Origin of the sequence: Rugamonas violacea, from assembly GCF_016461825.1 — a bacterium.
Classification (GTDB): Bacteria; Pseudomonadota; Gammaproteobacteria; order Burkholderiales; family Burkholderiaceae_D; genus Rugamonas.
This window is the reverse complement of the sequence record NZ_JAEMNU010000123.1, coordinates 60,694-75,276: the sequence shown is the minus strand read 5'-3', so window position 1 is coordinate 75,276 and position 14,583 is coordinate 60,694. Positions and strand designations below refer to the sequence as shown.

Below are 14,583 nucleotides of genomic sequence, written 5' to 3'. Positions count from 1 at the left end.
GGTCTAGTTGCGGCGCTGCGCCAGGTGTTGGAACAGCAGGCGGCTGGACTGTTGCAGCGTCAGGCAGTCGGTGTCGAGCACCACGGCGGGGTAGAGCGGCACCTCGTAGGGCGCCGAGATGCCGGTGAACTCGGCGATCAGGCCGGCGCGGGCCTTGGCGTACAGGCCCTTGGGGTCGCGCTCCTCGCACACCTGGCAGGGCGTGCTGACGTAGGTCTCGATGAAGTTGTCCGCGCCGATGATGCCGCAGGCCATGGCGCGGTCCTGGCGCAGCGGCGAGATGAAGGCGGCGATGACGATCAGGCCGGCGTCGTTCATCAGGCGCGCCACTTCGGCGCTGCGGCGGATGTTTTCCTGCCGGTCTTGCGGCGAAAAGCCGAGGTCGCGGTTGAGGTGGTGGCGCAGGTTGTCGCCGTCGAGCACGTAGGCGGCGCGGCCGGCGTCGATCAGCATCTTCTCCAGCTCGCAAGCCAGGGTCGACTTGCCGGCCCCGCTCAGGCCGGTCAACCAGACGGTGGCGCCGCGCTGGCCGGCCTGGCGGCTGCGCGCCGCCGCCGACACCTTGCCCGGGTGCCAAAAGATGTTCGGCGCGCAGACTGCGGCCGGCTGGTCGGCGCTCGGCAGGTCGGGCGCCGGCGCTTCGCGTTGCTTGAGCGTGCTCATGCTTCTCCCTTGCGGCGCCGTCGCGGCGCCGTTCGCTGGTGGATGGTGGCGGCTAGGCCGGCCGGCTTAAAACTCTTCCCACTCGGCGTCGGACGGCGCCGTCGGACGGCGCGCGGCGGCCTCGCCGGACAGGGCCGGCTGGCGCCGTGCCGAGGCGGCGGGGGCGGCGACGGCCGGCGGCCGGGCCGGCGCGCGCGCCGGGCGCGATTCGGCACGGAACTCGGGGCGCGCCGCCGGGCGCGGCTGGGCCAGCGCGGCCGGCTGCGGCATCAGCGCGCGGCCGGACTGGCTTTCGATGCGGAACACGCTGACCACCTCGGTCAGGCTGTTGGCCTGGTCCTGCAGCGCCTGGGCGGCGGCGGCGGCCTCCTCGACCAGGGCGGCGTTCTGCTGGGTCACCGTGTCCATGTGGGTGACGGCGATGTTGATCTGTTCGATGCCGGACGATTGCTCCTGGCTGGCCGACATGATCTCGGACATGATCTCGGTGACGCGGCGCACGCTGTCGACCACCTCGTGCATGGTCGAGCCGGCCTGTTCGACCAGCTTGTTGCCGGCCTCGACCTTGTCGACCGAATCGCCGATCAGGGTCTTGATTTCCTTGGCGGCGGCGGCGCTGCGCTGGGCCAGGTTGCGCACCTCGGTGGCGACCACGGCGAAGCCACGGCCCTGCTCGCCGGCGCGCGCCGCCTCGACCGCCGCGTTCAGCGCCAAAATATTCGTCTGGAAGGCGATGCCGTCGATGACGCCGATGATGTCGACGATCTTGCGCGCCGAGATGTCGATGGCGGCCATGGTGTCGACCACCTGGGCCACCACGGCGCCGCCCTTGAGCGCCACGTCCGAGGCGGAGACGGCCAGGCCGTTGGCCTGGCGCGCGCTGTCCGAATTGAGCCGCACGGTCGAGGTCAGCTCCTCCATCGACGAGGCGGTCTGCTCCAGCGTGCTGGCCTGTTGCTCGGTGCGCGCCGACAGGTCCATATTGCCCGAGGCGATCTGGCCGGCGGCGGTGGCGATGGTGTCGGTGCTGACGTGGACCTGGCTGACGATCAGCGCCAGGCTGTCGCGCATCGAGGCCATGGCGGCCAGCAGGCTGTGCTGGTCGCCCGGTTTGGTGTCGATGCGCGTGGCCAGGTTGCCGGCGGCGATCTGGCCGGCGATGGCGGCGGCCTCGCCGGGCTCGCAGCCAAGTTCCTTGACGATGCCGCGGGTGATCAGCCAGGCCGCCGCGACGCTGGCCAGCAGGGCCAGCGAGCCGATGATCAGCATCAGCGAGCGGGCGCCGGCGTAGGCCTCGGCGGCGGCGGCGGTGCCGTCGGCGTTCTGTTTCTCCTCGACCTCGCGCAGCTGGCGCAGCAGCTCCCACCATTTCTTCTGCACCGGACGGAACTCGAAGCGCAGCACCTTGTAGGCCTCGTCCTGCTTGCCGTCAAGGGCCAGGCCGGCGGCGCGCGCGGTGAACGGCGCGGCCAGCAGGGCCTGCTGTTTGATCTGTTCAAGCAGGTTTTTTTCCTCGTTCGAGGTGCCGGCCAGGGTGCCGAACATCTGCCCCAACTGGTCTTGCGCGGTGTTGTACTTCTTCTCCTGCTCGGCCAGGCGCTTGACCTCGATCTGCACCTCGTTGGCTTCCTTCAGCAGGATCAGGTTGCGCAGCGCCAGCGCGCGCTCGGTGACGGTCAGGTCCATGGTGCCGGCCAGGCGCGTCTCGACATCGTTGACCTTGGTGATCTCGTCCATGCGGTCCTGGATCTGGCCCATGCTCGACAAGCCCAGTCCGATCACCACCATCAGCAGCAGGGCCACCAGACCGAAACCGATGCCGAGCCGGGAAGCGACGCTCATGTTCTGCAGTTTCATACATACCTCCGTGGAGCGCGATGGCCGGGGCGGCCTCGGCCGCCACTGCCGTCCGGGAAGGGGTCCGGGGCGGCTCCACTGCGCAGTTCAAACGAACAAAAACAATTCGCGAAAGGAAATGTCTGTTTGGATAGTAGTGGATTGAATGAGTCAGATTGTATTCAATAGTCACATGCGCGGCGCTTGTTGACGAGTTCGCTATGAGGACATGTGACTTGCAGAATGGCAGTGTTGCTGCTCGGCATCACCGGCCCGCCGCCGGCCGCGCCGGGGGGGGGCGGCGGCGGCCGATATTGCTCAGCCCACCTTGTTGTCGGCTTTGCCGCGGCTGCGCAGGCCGAGCAGGCCTATGCCGATCGACAACATCAGGAAGCCGGCCGGTTCGGGCACCGGCGCCGTCACCAGGCTCAGGTTGCCGGCGTAGGAGCCGCCGCGGGCGGCCAGCGCGGTGGCGCCGTTGACGGTGAAACCGTAGTTGCCGGCGGCCAGCGGGGCGGCCGGATAGAACTCGATCGCCGTGCCGCCGTTGAAGATCGACAACAGAGTGGTGTGGCTGTTGTCCAGGTTGACGCGGAAGAAGGTGATGCCGCTGATGCCGTAGTTGGCCAGGCGGTCCGGCGCGATCCAGGTCTTGCCGACGGCGGCGGTGCCGCTGGCCCATCCCAACAGTTCGGGATCGACGGAGAACAGGAACTCGTCGACATAGCCGCCCGGGGCGGCGTGCAGGGCGGAGAAGGTGGCGTTGCCGGCCGTGTCGAAGATCAGCGGGTCGGCCTGGGCGTTGCCTGCCAACAGGCCGGCGGCCAGCAGCAGGGCGGCGAGGCGGGGAAGGCGGATGTGCTTCATGTTGTTGCTCCTTATATGCGAGAAATGTGGTTCAAGCGGAGAAACGACGCCGGCCGGCGCGGGACAGGATAGGGGGGATGTCCGCCGTCAGGCGCAGCAAAGTAGTGTGTTTTCCAACCTTGCCAATGTATCAGGTGCTGTAAAAAAAACAACCCGGCGCCGGCGCCGGGTTGTGCCACCGCAACGCTAGTGCGACGCAAGTGTCCTCAATCGCGGAGTTGTTGATTAAAGCAGCGCGCGGCTGTGGCGGGTGGCGTTGCGGATCGCCGCCGGCTGGCCGGCCGGGCGGCCGAAAGCCTCCATGCCGCGCTCGTAGCCGTACTGCCATTGCTGCTCCATGGTGGCGACGAATTCGTCGTAGCTGTGCGGCATGTCGAGCCGGATGCGGTTGTGGCGCCAGACCAGCTTCTGCCGCACCGGCTCGCGTGCCAGCGCGCGCGAGACGTCGGAGGTGTCGATGCGCACCTCGGCGCGCTGGCCGTTGACGTAGCGCAGGCGGTGGTTGCCGTCCAGGCCCAGCACGGCGCGCCAGGCGGGGATGGCGAAGGTCTGGTCGAAGGCCTCCTTGAACTCCATCATCACTTCCTCGCCCAAGTGGCGCGCCAGCTCGATCGGGAACAGGTCGAGCACGCCGCCGATGTAGTGGTGGCCGGCATAGCGTTGGCAGGGGAAGTAGATCATGTCGGCGATCGAGATGCGCGCCGCCTCGCTCAGCGGCGCCGTGCTGTCGGTCAGCAGGGTGCGGGCGACGGCGTGCTGGCCCCAGCGCGGATCGCTCAGCGGCGCCTCCAGGCCGTGCAGCAGCGCGGCCGCGCGCGGCGGACAGAACACCGTCTCGGCGAACAGCTTGCGGCCGCCGCGCGGCTGGCCCACCTCGGCCGGCTCGAACAGCAGGCGGCCGGCGATGATGGCGACGTCGACCGCCGCCGGCGCCGCCGGTTCGGGCGGGAAGGGCAGCTTATGCGGCATCTCGAACAGGTAGTCGCTGAACAGGTCGGGGATGGTGGGGGCGCGGCCGGGATTGAGCTTGCGCTTGGCGGCGCGCAGCAGCGTGCCGACCAGGCCGGTGTGGCGGGCCGACTTGACGTCGCACCAGAAGCGGTACATCTGCGGCGAGCTGAGCCAGGCGCGCCGCTGCGCGTCGTCGGGCAGGTTGCGGATGATGGTGGCGGCGATGGCGCTGCCGCAGCTGGCCAACAGGAGGTCGGGGGCGCGGCCGGCCTGGCAGGCCGCCGCGTACATGCCCAGATAGATGCCGAAACGTGAACCGCCGCCGGCCATCACCATGCAGCGCTGGTATTTATTTGCTTGAATCATCACGACAACATACCACAGCCCGGGCGGGGCGGCGGCCGGCATTGCACCGCCAACATATAATTATCTTAAGAGCAATGTTGTAACATTTCCCAAGCTCAACATATCTGCATGCTATTATTGGATATTATGCAATGAGGGAAAACACGATGCATGGTCTGTTGAGGAAGTCCGCCGCGCTGCTGCTGTGCGTGGCCATGAGCGCCTGCACCACGATGCGCGTGGTGGCCGACGGCGAGGACGCGGTCAAGTCGGTGGCGGCGCGGCCGGCCGACGGCCTGACGGTCGGCGAGAGCCTGCTGATCGTCGGCCGCGACGGCAAGAAGCTGGACTTCAAACTGGCCGCCATCGAGGCCGACGCGCTGCGCGGCTCGGTCGACGGCCAGCAGCGCCGCATCGCCTTCGGCCAGATCGAGCGCATCGAGCGCAGCCACGTCGATCCCGGCAAGACGGCCGGCCTGATCGGCGGCGCCGTGCTGCTGGTGGTGCTGGCGGCGGCGCGCTCGATCGGCAACGATATCGACAACATCGGTTCGAAGCAGAAGTCCAAGTAGGCGCCGGCGCGCCATTCCCGGCGGCCGCCAATGCGGCATACAATGGCCGGGTGAGCGCGCAACCTGCCGCCGCCATGGGCGCCTAGGATGGTGCGTTGGATGGAATATGTATTACGGAGAGCGCTTCAACAGTATCACCCACACGGTCGGCGCGGCGCTGGCGGCGGTCGGCGGGGTTTTGCTGATCGTGCTGGCGGCGCGCAGCGGCGACGTCTGGAAGATGGTCAGCTTCAGCATCTACGCCGCCACCTTGCTGGCGTTGTATTTGACCTCGACGCTGTACCACAGCCTGCGCGGCCCGGCCAAGGACTTTTGGCGCACGCTGGACTACTGCGCGATCTATTTGCTGATCGCCGGCAGCTACACGCCGTTCACGCTGGTGAGCTTGCGCGGCCCCTGGGGCTGGTGGTTGTTCGGCGTGGTGTGGACGCTGGCGCTGGTCGGCATCGCGCAGGAGGTCTGGTACGCGCGCGGCGCGCGCCTGCTGTCGCTATTGATTTATGTGATGATGGGTTGGCTGGCCGTGATCGGCGCCCGGCCCCTGATCGCGGCGCTGAGCTGGAACGGCTTCCTTTGGTTGGCCGCCGGCGGCGTGTTGTACACGGGTGGCATCGTTTTTTATGCCACCGATCACAAATTGCGTCATGGCCACGGTGTGTGGCATTTGTTCGTGCTCGGAGGCAGCATCTGCCATTTCGGCGCGGTACTGCTGTATGTGGCCTGACGCTTATCGGCGCGCTTGCGCGCACCCAGGACCATAGTGGATATCAATTCAGACGATTTAAAGATTTTTGTTACCGTAGTCGACAGCGGCACCTTGAGCGCCGCCTCGGTGCATCTGGGCCAGACCACCTCGGGCGTCAGCCGCGCCCTGTCGCGGCTGGAGGACAAGCTGGCCACCTCGCTGCTGACCCGCACCACCCGGCGCATGGAGTTGACCGAGGAGGGCGAGCTGTTCCTGCAGCAGTCGCGCGCCATCCTCGGCGCCATGGAGCTGGCCGAGGAGACCATCCGCATCCGCCGGCAGAAGCCGGCCGGCCGCCTCAGCGTCGACGCCGCCTCGCCCTTCATGCTGCACTGCGTGGTGCCGCACGTGGCCGAGTTCCGCGCCCTGTATCCGGACATCCGCCTGGAGCTGAGCAGCAACGACCAGATCGCCGACCTGATCGAGCACCGCACCGACATCGCCATCCGCATCGGCGCGCTGAGCGATTCGACCCTGCACGCCCGCGCGCTCAGCTCGAGCGCGCTGCACGTGCTGGCCAGCCCCGATTATCTGCGCCGCCACGGCACGCCGAAGATGCCCGAGCAATTGGCCGGCCACAGTCTGCTCGGCTTCAGCCACTACGAACTGGGCAACGCCTGGCCGCTGCGCCACGACGACGGCAACAGCCTGCAGGTGACGCCGGCGCTGGCCGCCTCCAGCGGCGAGACCTTGCGCCAGCTGGCCCTGGCCGGCCAGGGCATCGTCTGCCTGGCCGACTTCATGACCCGCGCCGACATCAAGGCCGGCCGCCTGGTGCCGCTGCTGGCCAGCTTCAACAGCGGCTACCGCCAGCAGATCCACGCCGTCTACTACCGCAACACCCAGTTGTCGCAACGGATCAGCTGCTTCCTCGAGTTCCTGCAGCAGAAATTGTGAGACGCCGCGCCATTGTGCGTCAGCGAACAGAAAACCCGGCGGCGCGGCGCTAAGATGGCCTTGCGTGATCGACGCGCGCCACCCGCCACAACGGGGCCGCGGCGGATTGGCAGGTTAGCCGGTAGCCTCAAGTACCGGCACCAATTTCGACGACGTCAGCCTAGCGAGGACATCATGGCACAGACTACCCACCCATCGAAGTACCTGGTCCGCGCCTATCTCGAACGGCGCAATCACGACGCCAAGCCGCCGCCGACGCCGGAGGAGATCCGCCGTCAGCTGGGCTGGGGCATGCTGCTGATGGAGCCGCGCATCTGCGCCGGCGGCGGCCGCTGACAACGCTAGCCATCCCCATCCCCATACCAATACCGACAAGCCCGCCGCGCGCGGGCTTTTTTCTGGCTCCGCGCCGCCGCCACCCCCGCCAGACCCGCCAGACCCGCCACCCGCGCCCAAGCCCGGCGCCGTTGGCCGATCCGCGCGCCATTCGCCGGCCGCCATCCGTCATTCACCGAAAAGCCCTTCCGCCCGGCGCGCGCGGCGGGTATCTTCACGCTCATGCCATCTTCAACAGGGGAGCGAGATGAAAGACGTGACAAGCCAGGACTGGCGCAATCAACTATTGTGGGGCATGCTGCTGATCGTGTTCGGCGTGCTGGTGCTGCTCGACCGCGCCGAACTGCTGGAACTCGACTTCGACCCGCGCCGCGTCTGGCACTACTGGCCGTGGCTGCTGGTGGCCTTCGGCATCAGCGACATGCTGCCGCCGTCCTCGCCCCGGCTGTTCCTCGGCGGCCTGTGGAAGATCTTCTTCGCCGCCTGGTGGTACGTCTCCTACGAGCACGTCTGGGGCCTGGGCTTCCACGACAGCTGGCCGGCGTTGTTGATCGCCTGGGGCCTCGGACTGGTGCTGCGGCCGCTGCTGAACGACTACTTCAATTCGAACAAGGAGCACTGATATGCGCATGGAACGCCAACCCCGACGCCAACGTAATCCGGCCAGCCAGGTCGTGTTCGGCCTGCTGGTCATCGCCCTGGGCGTGCTGTTCTTGCTGGATAACCTGGGCGTGCTCGACTTCCGCTACTCGATGCACTTCTGGCCGCTGGTGCTGGTCGCCGTCGGCATCCTGAAGATCCTGCAAACCCGCAGCGCCGGCGGCGCCATGGTCGGCGGCGCGCTGATCCTGTTCGGCGGCCTGTTGACGCTCAAGGGACTGGGCCTGGTCTACGTCACCTGGCGCACGCTGTGGCCGATCCTGCTGATCGGCGCCGGCCTGATGGTGGTGTACCGTTCCGTCACCGGCCGCCGCGTCCTGGATGTCAAGGTGGTGAGACTGGACAAGGCCGACAATTGGCAGGGCAAGAGCGGTGCGACAGGCGGCGCGGCGACAGGCGGCGCAAGCAGCGCGGAAAACAAGGGCGAAGACAAGGGCGAAAACAAAAGCGAAAACAAGGGCGACGATGCCGTCATCAACGTCACAGCGGTGATGGGCAGTTATGTGCGGCGCGTCAGCAGCCAGCACTTCCGTGGCGGCGAGGTCACCGCCGTGATGGGTGGCTGCGAACTCGACCTGCGCCAGTGCTCGATCGACGGCGAGGCGGTGCTCGACGTGTTCGCCCTGTTCGGCGGCATCCAGATCAAGGTGCCGGCCGATTGGACGGTGGTGTTGGTGGGCACGCCCATCATGGGCGGCTTCGACGAGAAGACCAGCGCGCCGCCCAACGCCGGCAAGCGCCTGCTCATCAAAGGCTACGCCATCATGGGCGGCCTGGAAGTGCGCAACTAGGCGATGCGGGGCCTGTTCGCCAGCCGTCGCGGCGGCGTCGTCTACCTGTCGGTGTGGCTATTCCTCGGCTTTGCGCTGGGCGGCGTCATCACCCTGGTGGGGGCCGCCGCGCCGCTCAACGCGATGCTGTTCGCGCTGCCGGTGAACCTGGTCTACGCCTTCGCCGCCGGCTACTCGGCCTATTATCTGTGCCGCTCGTATCCGCTGGGCGGGCCACGGGCGCGGGCGATTCCGCTGGTGTTCTCGGTGGCGGCGCTGGTGGCCGGGGTGCTGTGGCTGGCCGTCGGCCAGGGCTGGAACGGCCTGTGCCTGCTGCTCGGCGTCAGCTGGGCCGGCATTGAACTGGGCCCCAGCCTGGCCGCGCTGATGGTGGCCGAGGGCGTGCTGCTGTACGGCTTCGCGGCGGCGCTGCACTACCTGGTCATCGAGTTTGTCCGCGCCACCGGCGCCGAGCAGCGCGCGCTGGAGGCGCGCCTGATGGCGCAGGAGGCCGAGCTGCGCATGTTGCGCACGCAGATCGATCCGCACTTCCTGTTCAACAGCCTCAATTCGATCAGCGCGCTGACCTCGCAGGACCCCAAGGGCGCGCGCCGCATGACGCTGGAACTGGCCAGCTTCTTCCGCCACAGCCTGGGGCTGGAGGCGCACCGCAAGGTCACCCTGGGCCAGGAAATGGAATTGATCCGCCACTTCCTGGCGGTCGAGCAGGTGCGCTTCGGCGCCCGCCTGCTGTTCGAGGAACAGATCGGCGCCGACGCGGCGGCCTGCCTGCTGCCGCCGATGCTGATCCAGCCGTTGGTGGAGAACGCCGTCAAGCACGGCATCTGCCATCTGCCCGAGGGCGGCACCATCCGCGTCACGGCGCGCCGCGCCGGTTCGCTGCTGCACATCGGCGTCGACAACCCGGTCGACCCGGACCCGCCGGCCAACGGCGGCCGGGGCCAGGGCATCGGCTTGAGCAACGTGCGCCAGCGTTTGGCCGGCGCCTACCGGCACGAGGCCAGCATCCATTGGGCGCGGCGGGAAAACCACTTCGGCGTGGAGATCACCATGCCGGCCCAACTGAACGAGGAGTGAGCATGCGTATCATCATTGTGGACGACGAGGCGCTGGCGCGCGGCGTGGTGCGCGAGTACCTGGCCGAACACGCCGACGTCGACATCGTCGCCGAATGCGCCAACGGTTTCGAGGCGGTCAAGGCGATCAGCGAACTGGCGCCCGACCTGGTCTTCCTCGACATCCAGATGCCCAAGCTGGACGGCTTCGAGGTGGCCGAGCTCAGCGCCGGCAAGGCGCGCTTCATTTTCGCCACCGCCTTCGACCAGTACGCCATCAAGGCCTTCGAGTTCCACGCCCTCGACTATCTGCTCAAGCCGTTCAGCCAGCAGCGCTTCGACCAAGCGCTGGCGCACGCCCGCGCCAGCATCGGCCAGGCCGGGCCGCAAGCCGACGGCGCCGTGGCCGCCGTTGTCGCCATGGCGCGCGAAGCGGCGGCGCGCAAGGTGCCGCTGGCGCGCCTGCTGATCCGCGACGGCGCCAAGGTCCACGTCATCGCCTGCGACAAGATCGCCTATATCGAGGCGCAGGACGACTATGTGCAGATCCACAGCGAGGGCAGGAGCTACTTGAAGAACCAGAGCCTGTCCGAGCTGGAGGGGCAGCTGGAGGCGGCGCGCTTCCTGCGCATCCACCGCTCGTATGTCGTCAACATCGATTTCGTCGAGCGCATCGAGCAGGCCACCCGCGACAGCCACGTCGCGCTGCTGGCCGACGGCGGCAGGCTTCCGATCAGCCGCAGCGGCTACCAGAAAATCAGGAGCGCGATGCTGTAGCGGCGGGCGGCGCTTCTTCGCGCCCGGCTTGCTCCACGCGCCACCAGGCCGGCAGCAGGCGGGCGATCTCCGGCCGGCCGAAGCGGTCGTCGATCAGGTACACGGTGCCGCGATCGGTCTGCGTGCGGATCACCCGGCCGGCCGCCTGCACCACCTTCTGCATGCCGGGGAAGAGATAGGCATAGTCGTAGCCGGCGCCGAAGACGGCCTCCATGCGCTGGCGGATCTGCTCGTTGACGGGATTCAGCTGCGGCAGGCCGAGGGTGGCGATGAAGGCGCCGATCAGCCGGGCGCCGGGCAAGTCGATGCCCTCGCCGAAGGAGCCGCCCAGCACGGCGAAGCCGACGCCGGCGCCGTCCTCGGCGAAGCGGGCCAGGAAGCCGGCCCGCGCCGTCTCGTCCATGCGGCGCTGCTGGCGCCACTGCGGCACTTGCGGATGCAGCCGGGCGAACTGTTCGGCGGCCTGCTCCATGTAGTCGAAGCTGCTGAAGAAGGCCAGGTAGTTGCCCGGCTGACGGGTGTACTGCGCGCCGATCAGCGCGGCGATCGGCGCCAGCGAGCGGGCCCGGTGCTGGTAGCGCGTCGAGATGTGGCCGGCCACGCGCACCGCCAATTGCTCGGCGGCGAACGGCGATTCGACGTCGACCCAGGCGGTGTCGGCCGGCATGCCCAGCGTGTCGCAGAAGTAGTTCCACGGACTGAGCGTGGCCGAGAACAGCGCCGTCGTGTGGCTGGCCTCGAAGCGCGGCCGCAGGAAGGGCGCCGGCACGATGTTGCGGATGCAGAGCAGCGAGTCGGGCCGGCTGGCGCTGCCGCCGCGCTTGCTGATGTCGAACAGCGAATGCTGGCCGAAGCTGTCGGCCAGGCGGCTGAACTGTAGCGCGGCGAAGTAGAACTCCAGCAGCGCCGGGTCGGACTGGGCCGGATGCTCGGCCTGGTGGGCGGCGATGGCGTTGGCGGCGTTCTGCAGCGCCGCGACGAATTTTTCCGGCAGCTCGGCGTAGGCCTGGTAGTCGGTTTGCTGCTCCTTTTCCAACGCGTTCCAGGCGCGCTGCACGCGGTCGAGTGGTTTCTTCAACGCCTCCGGCGCGCTCTTGCGCAGCAGGCGCAGGCTGGCGTGTTCCAGTTCCGCCGAATACATCTTGCGGGCGCGCGCGACCATGTTGTGCGCCTCGTCGACCAGCACGGCGACCTTCCAGCCGTTGAGCAGGGTCAGGCTGTGCAGCATGGCGCCGCTGTCGAAGTAGTAGTTGTAGTCGCCGATGACGACGTCGCTCCAGCGCGCCATTTCGCTGCACAGGTAGTAGGGGCAGACCTGGTGCGCCAGCGCCACCGCGCGCAGCGTGGCCTGGTCCAGCGGGCCGGCTTGCAGCGCGGCGGCGCGCGCGGCCGGCAGGCGGTCGTAGAAGCCGCGCGCCAGCGGGCAGGAGTCGCCATGGCAGGCCAGTTCGGGATGCTCGCAGGCGCTGCTGCGCGCCACCAGTTCGAGCACGCGCAGCGGCAGCGCCGGCGCCGCCCGGCGGATCACGGCCAGCGCGTCGAGCGCCATCTGCCGGCCGGAGGTTTTGGCGGCGAGGAAGAACACCTTGTCGAGCTTGTGCGCGGCGCTGGCTTTGAGCAGCGGGAACAGGCTGCCGACGGTCTTGCCGATGCCCGTCGGCGCCTGCGCCAGCAGGCAGCAAGCGCGCGTGCTGGCCTTGTACATCGCCTCGGCCAGCTGGCGCTGGCCGGCGCGGAAGGCGGCGTGCGGGAAGGCCAGGGTGGCCAGCGCCGCGTCGCGCGCCGCGCGCTGTGCCATCTCCTGCTCGGCCCAGTGCAGGAACAGCGCGCACTGCTGCTCGAAGTGGGCCTGTAGTTCGCTTGCCTGCCGCTCCTCGTGCAGCACGGTTTCCTGCTGGCTGCCGATGTCGAAGTAGACCAGCGCCAGGCGCAGCTGCGCCAGTCCCAATTGGCGGCACAGCAGGTGGCCGTAGATCTTCAACTGCGCCCAGTGCAGCCGGCGGTGGTTGTCCGGCATGCGCGCCAGGTCGCCGCGATAGGTCTTGATCTCCTCCAGTTGGCCCAGCTGCGGGTCGTAGCCGTCGGCGCGGCCGCGCACGTGCAGCGGGCCGTAGTCGCCGGCCAGGCTGATTTCGCTCTGGTAGTGCGGGCCGCGCCGCGCCGTCACCACGCCGTGGCCGGCGATGCCCTCCTGCGCCGTCGGCGAGGGCGTGAAGCGCAGATCCAGGTCGCCGGCCTTGGCGGTGAACTCGCACAGTGCGCGCACGGCGACGCTGTAGCCGGGCATGTTGGCCGGCGTCGGCGTCGGCGTCGGCGTCGGCGTCGGCGCCGGCACGGTCGTCATGGTTGTCACCGGCGCCATCGTTTCAGGCGCTCCATTGCAGATAGCAGACCGATACCGGCATCTGGTGTTCGGCGCAGTAGGCGATCCAGCGCAGCTGGTTGTCCTGCAGGCGGTCGCCCGGCCCCTTCACCTCGATCATGCTGTAGCGCTTTTCCTCCGGCCAGAATTGGATCAGGTCGGGGAAGCCGCTGCGGTTGGCCTTGACGTCTTGCAGGATGCGCTCGAAGGCCAGGCGCAGGTGCCGCGCGGGGATGCAGGCCAGCGCCAGTTCGAGCAGCTCGGTGTCGAGCGCGTCCCAGTACAGGAAGGGCGACTGGATGCCGGCCTTGCGGGCGTAGTTGGCGCGCACCGTGTCGCGCCAGCCGTCGCCGTCGAGCTGCGCCAGGCAGGCGGCGAACTGCGGCGCGCGGCGGCGCTGGAAGTCGGCGCTGTGCAGGTCGGCCGGGCCGCGATGGAAGGGGTGGAAGAAGGCGCCGGGGATGGCGCAGAAGATGGCGTCCCAGCACAGCAGGCCGAACAGCGAATTGATCAGCGCGTTCTCGACGTAGAACACCGGCGCCGCCGCGCTGCTCAGGTGGTCGCGCACGACCAGCTCGACGTAGGCCGGCTGGCCAGGCGCCGGCAGGCTCAGCTCCAGCCGCCGCACCGGCGCGGGCACGGCCGGCGCCGGCCGCGCCTGGCCCAGCTGGCGCGCCAGGCGCGGCGCGATGCGCAGCAGCTGCTGGCGTTCGGCCTCGCTCTCCGGCGCGCGCTGGGCCGCCTGCAGCAGCGTGAAGGCGGCCGCGCTGCGGCCATCCTTCTCCAGCACGCGGATGGCGCGCGCCCGCGCGCCGGGATAGCCGCAGCCGGCGTACAGGGCGTGCGCGGCGCACCAGTCCCGCTGCTTCTCCAGCTGCTGGGCGAACTGGAACAGCAGCTTGTCGCGCCGGCTGCGCAACCATTCGTTGTCGACGGCCGGCGGCGGCAGTCCGGCCAGCACCTCGTCGAGCGGCTCGCCGTTGACGAAGCGCTCTTGGCAGTGCTGCAGGCGCAGATAGTCGTCGATGTCGGCGCGGCTGCGGAAGCCGCGCGCGGCCGGCGCGAACTCGACCTTTTCATACTGGTAGATGCCCAGGTCGGACAGCACGAACTCGGTCCAGTCCTGATGCGCGTTGCCGAAGAAGATCAGGCGCAGGCGGTCGCACAGGGCCTGCGCGGCGATGCGGTAGGCCCGCTCGCCGGCGGCGCCATACCAGGCCGAGAAGCGCCGCGCGCCGTCGTGGCGGCCGGCCAGCAGGGCCAATTGCTCGGGCTTGCGCAGCTTGGCCTCGGCCGGCGCCAGTTGGAAGGCGCTGGCGATCTCGGCTTTTTGCAGCAACTCGAACAGCTGCTCCAGCGTCAGCAGCGGATCTGCTTCGACCAGGCCGAGTGCCACCAGCGGCGTGGCGGCGGCCTCGGCGGCGCCGATCTCGGCGTAGACCAGCTTGCTGGCGCGGAACAGCTCGCCCTTGCGCATCACCATGCGCACGAACAGCGCGCGGGACGGCTGCGGCAGGCCGGCGAAGTCGCGGATGAAGCCGCTTTCCTCGGCGCTCAGCAGGTCGCCGTAGCGGCCGGCGATCCAGTCCAGCACCTGGTGGAAGTTGTCCAGGTAGTACAGCGGATTGTCCAGAACGTTGATCATTGCGGTGCGGGAGGGGAGGAGGGCGGACGGCGGCAAATGGTTGACTGTGTTTATGTACAGTGTATCGCGTCCGCCGCCGCT

At 68.6% G+C, this 14,583-nt stretch carries 14 protein-coding genes; 8 read left to right on the top strand and 6 right to left on the bottom strand.

Translation table 11 applies throughout. From position 1 onward, the window contains the following. Window positions 1-3: 3 nt before the first annotated feature. From cysC to H7U20_RS22555, 4 genes are all read right to left on the bottom strand, one after another. Complete coding sequence (cysC, locus tag H7U20_RS22570; RefSeq protein WP_199761385.1) at window positions 4-663, bottom strand: adenylyl-sulfate kinase; 660 nt, start codon at window positions 661-663, stop codon at window positions 4-6. A 66-nt stretch (window positions 664-729) separates the two neighbouring features. After that, window positions 730-2,520, bottom strand: coding sequence for a methyl-accepting chemotaxis protein (locus H7U20_RS22565; protein ID WP_199761384.1), 1,791 nt, complete (start codon window positions 2,518-2,520; stop codon window positions 730-732). 297 nt (window positions 2,521-2,817) lie between these two features. Further along, complete coding sequence (locus tag H7U20_RS22560; protein ID WP_199761383.1) at window positions 2,818-3,366, bottom strand: FxDxF family PEP-CTERM protein; 549 nt, start codon at window positions 3,364-3,366, stop codon at window positions 2,818-2,820. Between the two features lie 225 nt (window positions 3,367-3,591). Then, window positions 3,592-4,683, bottom strand: coding sequence for a patatin-like phospholipase domain-containing protein (locus tag H7U20_RS22555; RefSeq protein ID WP_233411021.1), 1,092 nt, complete (start codon window positions 4,681-4,683; stop codon window positions 3,592-3,594). 146 nt (window positions 4,684-4,829) lie between these two features. On the opposite strand from H7U20_RS22555, the gene H7U20_RS22550 reads away from it, so the two are divergent. The 8 genes from H7U20_RS22550 to H7U20_RS22515 all read left to right on the top strand — a co-directional run bounded on the left by H7U20_RS22550 (window position 4,830) and on the right by H7U20_RS22515 (window position 10,495). After that, the gene (locus tag H7U20_RS22550; RefSeq protein WP_199761382.1) at window positions 4,830-5,234 is read left to right on the top strand and encodes a hypothetical protein; all 405 of its coding nucleotides are present in this window, start codon (window positions 4,830-4,832) and stop codon (window positions 5,232-5,234) included. Between the two features lie 106 nt (window positions 5,235-5,340). Next, window positions 5,341-5,958: a PAQR family membrane homeostasis protein TrhA gene (trhA, locus tag H7U20_RS22545; RefSeq protein WP_199761381.1), complete on the top strand. Its 618-nt coding sequence runs from the start codon at window positions 5,341-5,343 to the stop codon at window positions 5,956-5,958. A gap of 36 nt (window positions 5,959-5,994) precedes the next feature. Then, complete coding sequence (locus H7U20_RS22540; protein ID WP_199761380.1) at window positions 5,995-6,876, top strand: LysR substrate-binding domain-containing protein; 882 nt, start codon at window positions 5,995-5,997, stop codon at window positions 6,874-6,876. A 174-nt stretch (window positions 6,877-7,050) separates the two neighbouring features. Beyond that, window positions 7,051-7,212 carry a hypothetical protein gene (locus H7U20_RS22535; RefSeq protein WP_193616304.1) on the top strand — a complete coding sequence of 54 codons (162 nt, stop codon included), beginning with the start codon at window positions 7,051-7,053 and terminating at the stop codon, window positions 7,210-7,212. Between the two features lie 247 nt (window positions 7,213-7,459). After that, window positions 7,460-7,834, top strand: coding sequence for a LiaF transmembrane domain-containing protein (locus H7U20_RS22530; RefSeq protein WP_199761379.1), 375 nt, complete (start codon window positions 7,460-7,462; stop codon window positions 7,832-7,834). 7 nt (window positions 7,835-7,841) lie between these two features. After that, complete coding sequence (locus H7U20_RS22525) at window positions 7,842-8,663, top strand: LiaI-LiaF-like domain-containing protein (RefSeq protein WP_233410994.1); 822 nt, start codon at window positions 7,842-7,844, stop codon at window positions 8,661-8,663. Between the two features lie 3 nt (window positions 8,664-8,666). Beyond that, complete coding sequence (locus tag H7U20_RS22520) at window positions 8,667-9,740, top strand: sensor histidine kinase (protein WP_199761377.1); 1,074 nt, start codon at window positions 8,667-8,669, stop codon at window positions 9,738-9,740. A 2-nt stretch (window positions 9,741-9,742) separates the two neighbouring features. After that, the gene (locus H7U20_RS22515; protein WP_199761376.1) at window positions 9,743-10,495 is read left to right on the top strand and encodes a LytR/AlgR family response regulator transcription factor; all 753 of its coding nucleotides are present in this window, start codon (window positions 9,743-9,745) and stop codon (window positions 10,493-10,495) included. Here the strand turns inward: H7U20_RS22515 and H7U20_RS22510 are convergent. Next, window positions 10,476-12,782 carry an ATP-dependent DNA helicase gene (locus H7U20_RS22510; protein WP_199761582.1) on the bottom strand — a complete coding sequence of 769 codons (2,307 nt, stop codon included), beginning with the start codon at window positions 12,780-12,782 and terminating at the stop codon, window positions 10,476-10,478. The two genes, H7U20_RS22515 and H7U20_RS22510, sit on opposite strands and share 20 nt — an antisense overlap. A 79-nt stretch (window positions 12,783-12,861) precedes the next feature. Continuing rightward, entirely contained in the window at window positions 12,862-14,502 is a 1,641-nt protein-coding gene (locus H7U20_RS22505; protein WP_199761375.1) for a VRR-NUC domain-containing protein, read from the bottom strand. Between the last annotated feature and the right edge of the window lie 81 nt (window positions 14,503-14,583).